General features: G+C 39.8%; 4 protein-coding genes. 2 read left to right on the top strand and 2 right to left on the bottom strand.

Features of this window, described 5'->3' with window-relative positions:
* Nucleotides 1–171: 171 nt before the first annotated feature.
* Together Q0X72_RS13180 and Q0X72_RS13175 are read right to left on the bottom strand one after the other, a co-directional pair.
* Nucleotides 172–498: a hypothetical protein gene (locus tag Q0X72_RS13180; RefSeq protein ID WP_297766332.1), complete on the bottom strand. Its 327-nt coding sequence runs from the start codon at nt 496–498 to the stop codon at nt 172–174.
* 40 nt (nt 499–538) lie between these two features.
* Entirely contained in the window at nt 539–757 is a 219-nt protein-coding gene (locus tag Q0X72_RS13175; protein ID WP_297766329.1) for a hypothetical protein, read from the bottom strand.
* 545 nt (nt 758–1,302) lie between these two features.
* Here Q0X72_RS13175 and Q0X72_RS13170 point away from each other — a divergent pair.
* Both Q0X72_RS13170 and Q0X72_RS13165 read left to right on the top strand, forming a co-directional pair.
* Complete coding sequence (locus tag Q0X72_RS13170) at nt 1,303–1,950, top strand: class I SAM-dependent methyltransferase (RefSeq protein ID WP_297766326.1); 648 nt, start codon at nt 1,303–1,305, stop codon at nt 1,948–1,950.
* Nucleotides 1,951–2,326: 376 nt separating this feature from the next.
* Nucleotides 2,327–4,150 (top strand): tetratricopeptide repeat protein, encoded by a 1,824-nt coding sequence (locus Q0X72_RS13165; RefSeq protein ID WP_297766323.1) that lies wholly within the window; start codon nt 2,327–2,329, stop codon nt 4,148–4,150.
* Nucleotides 4,151–4,294 lie beyond the last annotated feature (144 nt).

Below are 4,294 nucleotides of genomic sequence, written 5' to 3'. Positions count from 1 at the left end.
TCTTCTTGAACAGTTCCTTCTGTTTTGGTGAAAAAACTTGTGACAGTGCGTGTTCCAGAGAAAATTCCACATATTTTTCTTTTATTCGTCTGTCTTTTTCGGCCTTTTTCTCATAATAAAGCTCAAACATTCCTTTCAAACGTTGTGGATCAAATTCTGTATCATTACATTTTAGAGTTTGGTTATGAACCAAACGGTTCCTCCATGTCTTGACCATATCTTTATCTTCTTCGGAAAGGTTTTTTTAAGCTTGTTCCACCATGAAAACGATAGGTGATAAAGCGAGAACAGGGCTCCGGACAATAGCATCAATTTGTGAAATTGGTCTCTCTGTTCTTTTGTCGTCAATTGCTGTTTGACCTGTTCTGGTGCAAACTGATGACTTTCTCCCGCCTTTGCAAGCAACACAGGAAAACCTTCCCAAAGCCGGGTATCATGGCTTTTAACTACCTCAGCCAAGGTTTCGTTGACATCCGGTTCTTCGCTTGTCTCAAACATTGGAAAGCCGAGTTTCGATACGCTGGTCAAAAGTTTTCTGTCAGTCATAAAGCCCCTTCTCTCGTAACAATCCCAGGAAATGATCGATATTTGGCCTTAATCGATCTTCAGCCACGTCGTAGCTAACCATTTCATAAAAATGGTGGATAAGTCTTTTTATATCAATTTCTTCTTGTCGAGCCTCGGCCAATCCCAGGCAGTCTTCGAAATCAACGCTGGTTCCTCTATTTTGAGAGGCAATGTCTTTTGCCGATACCATTAGCCCCGAGAAAGCTAACATCTGGACCGCCAGAGGCGAGCCGTAAAATTATTAACTATGTGAAGCCGTTCCACTTTCCTGAGCATCGAAAACTTGACGCTCTCTACTATTCGATCGATTTGTATTTATTTGTTCAAATTATTGTTAATATATATACATAAATTTGTACTTAATAGCACAAATATTTTTTGACGTAGCTATAGATCTTTTGTGGCTTTCGAAATTTGGGATATCTGCGCTATTTCTTGAAATCATGATTTGACACTCGAACCGAAGATTCGATAAGTTGCATATACCCATTTGGTATCTGCAATAATTTTATTTAGTGTGAAAGTTGTTAGTTTCTCAATGTATATGTAATCCGAATTTCCTTATATAAATTTAATCACAAATACGATGGTGGGCTGAAATCGGCTATTTTTTATTCCGCCTTGGTGTTTGTTATATAGACGTCTTGATAGCATCCTTCATATGGGGCGTAAAATTGACGCCAATCGAATATCAATGTTAGGCGGTGCAATACTGCAGATAGAAAAGAGTCTTGTATGAGCTTGTTAAAAAGAATGCTAATTCAGAGCAAAAAACCTAGTGGGCGATTTGGTCGATTTCTCGCTAGGGGAATGAATTTTGGGCATTCCGGTCTCACGAGATGGGGTTTAGGCTTTATCGACATCGTAAGTGATATAGACGCACTTGACATTGGATGTGGCGGTGGAAGGACTGTTGAGCGACTTGCAGGAATCGCTACAGATGGCAAAGTCGTCGGCATTGACTATTCGCCAGATGCTGTTGTAGTGGCCTCGAAAAAGAATCGTGCGCTTATTAACGAAGGACGAGTGGAAATATTTCAAGAGACTGTCTCTTCGATGAGATTCAGCGATGGTGCTTTTGGTCTCATCACCGCTTTTGAGACCCACTATTTCTGGCCAGATTTTCGTAATGACCTCAAAGAGGTTCATCGAGTTACGAAGCAAAACGGACAACTCCTTATCGTGGGAGCCGTTTATAAAAACAAAAAATACGACCGCAGAAATCAGCGTATTGTAGATGCCATTGGAATGACGTATCTAAGCATCGATGAATTTCAAGAATTATTGGAAGGTGTTGGGTACTCGGAATTTAATGCACTTGAGGATAAGAATAAAGGATGGTTCGCCGTCAAATGCATAAAACAAGAAGGGGGCACCGCCTAACAATTCAATTAACCAAAGCTTTTTAGGACCTTAATATTGTTGTGATATCATATTATGATATCTGCAATTTTGGCAAAATACAGATTATCTCAATATATCTGTACTCCCTGTTATTTGATTTTTAGGCATATATTTTCAATTTTCTATATCGAAATTTTCACATACCCTAATAGTAAGATCTGTTTATAATAAAAAACGTGCCTGTGCAGGACTACAAAAGGCTGAATGGCCTTCACTTGAGTCATGCGTCAATATAGAGTAGAATTATAATAGTGGTTCAACTTTTTAAGAAAATCGTCTACTAACGAGAAGCTGGATAGTACATATGTTATGTAAGATCAAGAAGGGGAATGTGATGTTTCCGAACAAACCAATCATGAAATTGAACCATCGGCTGACCAGTATTGTGTTGATTCTAATTGGAGCCGTGGTTGGTCTTATCTGCTTATCTTGTGGAGTCCCGAAGACGAACCAGATGGGAGATTCAGGGGACGAACATTTGTACGGAGAAGGCATTGAAGATGTGCCGGAAGAAATCGCCAACGAAATACTAAGTATAGAGAGAAGGGGGAAAGAACTGTATCAAAATGAGTGTGCGGCCTGGATCGCGACAGATATGCTATTCGCATCCAATCCGGATAAAAGTAAACTTGGAGTCTGGTTCACAGAGAAAGAGGGCGATAGGTGGTACGTTTATTTCGGTCAATACATTGAGGAAGTTAAGAAATTCAAAGCCGGTTATGTATATGTTTGCACCGAGAGATGTAATTGCCAGCGTGCAGATGTAAATCATCAAACAGAAAATACTAATCAATTTGCCGCTGCAGTAGTAAACGCAAGGCGTATTCTTAAAAAACATATACCATACAACGTTAATGTATTGAGAGAGTTAGATTCAACCATTACCGTTTATTTGACACCTGGAAACGCAGACCCTAACGTTGTTTTGCTAGGAGGTGACTACAAGATAACACTATCTGCAGATGGATCGCAGGTTCTAAATATTAAGAAACTGCACCATACGATTCTTAAAACGCCATCACAGATAGACGGCAAAAAGGGTCGTTCGGTTGGGCATTTGCATGTTACATCGGATCTTCCATCAGCAACGGACGTTGCTTTTATCCTACTTAATCCACATCTTGCTCCACATCTTGTTTGGACAGAATTCTGGACAACAAGGATCGATGCCAATGGCAAGGTAGTTGTTGTAGATCGCCCTGCCTGGGTCATGCGTATTGAAGGTAGGTATTTTATAGACAATTTGCCTGATCAGTGGGAAGGCTGGTTGCCCCTTGCAGACGGCGGGTCTGCTAAATATAAATTAAAAATTGCCAAAATTGATGGAAACAAGGTTCAATTAACTGGTTTTCGTGGAACAGATACTTTAGGCAACGGCTATGATGAAGTATATGGGCACGTAGAAAATTCAACTTTATTCCTTACATGGCCAATTGCTGGGGGAGGTCAATGCAAAGACGAATTAAGAATCACAAAACTTAGTGATGATCCTGCAAGACTTGTTGTGCAAACTCAATGTAAAGGTTGGGAGGCGAGGTTCCACCTTAAAAAAATTGACAAAGCCATCTCTGATTACAATAAAGCCATAGAGATAAATCCAAGAAATGGTACGGCTTACTTCCATCGGGGACTTGCCTATTATGATAAAGGCCAGTATGACGATGCCATTTCTGATTATAGTAAGGCCATAGAGATAAACCCGAAGTATGGGGAAGCTTACAATAATCGGGGTTTGGCCTATAGAGAAAAGGGCCAGTTTGATAAAGCCATATCTGATTACAACAAGGCCATAGAACTAAAATATGTTGAGTCCTACATAAATCGGGGACTTCTATATTATAGTAAAGAAGAATATGACAAAGCCATTTCTGATTATAGCAAAGCGATAGAGCTAATAAATCCAAAATCTGCTGTAGATTATCGAATGCGTGGATATGCCTATTACCTTAAAGGCTGGATAGACGAGGCCATCTCTGATTACAACAAGGCAATGGAGCTAGATCCAAAAAATGCTACGAATTACCATTATCGGGGTCTGGCTTACAGATCATTAGCCCAGTATGACAAAGCCATCTCTGATTATGACAAAGCCATAGAGCTAGATCCAAAAAATGCTGAGACTTACCGCCGGCGGAAGGAAGCATATAATAGAAAAAAATTCCAGGAGTCTTTGAAATAGGTCAATAAAAATAAACCCTGATAGCTTCCGATTGGTTTGCTTTTGATTTTCACAAAATTTGCTTTTCAAAAATTGCGATTTCTCCAACGCCCACCAAGTATTTGAATGCATCTAAACCTTGTGATACTGTAAACATATCACAGG

The sequence above is a fragment of the uncultured Muriicola sp. genome (assembly GCF_947258935.1).
In the GTDB taxonomy this organism is placed as follows: domain Bacteria; phylum Bacteroidota; class Bacteroidia; order Flavobacteriales; family Flavobacteriaceae; genus Muriicola.
Note: the sequence above shows the minus strand (reverse complement) of the source record. Positions and strands in the feature narration are given on the sequence as shown.

Bases quoted from the DNA above. Each gene is read 5' to 3' on its own strand.
- Q0X72_RS13165 (WP_297766323.1), top strand. From the start codon at position 2,327: ATGAAATTGAACCATCGGCTGACCAGTATTGTGTTGATTCTAATTGGA.
- Q0X72_RS13175 (WP_297766329.1), bottom strand. From the start codon at position 757: ATGGTATCGGCAAAAGACATTGCCTCTCAAAATAGAGGAACCAGCGTT.
- Q0X72_RS13180 (WP_297766332.1), bottom strand. From the start codon at position 498: ATGTTTGAGACAAGCGAAGAACCGGATGTCAACGAAACCTTGGCTGAG.
- Q0X72_RS13170 (WP_297766326.1), top strand. From the start codon at position 1,303: ATGAGCTTGTTAAAAAGAATGCTAATTCAGAGCAAAAAACCTAGTGGG.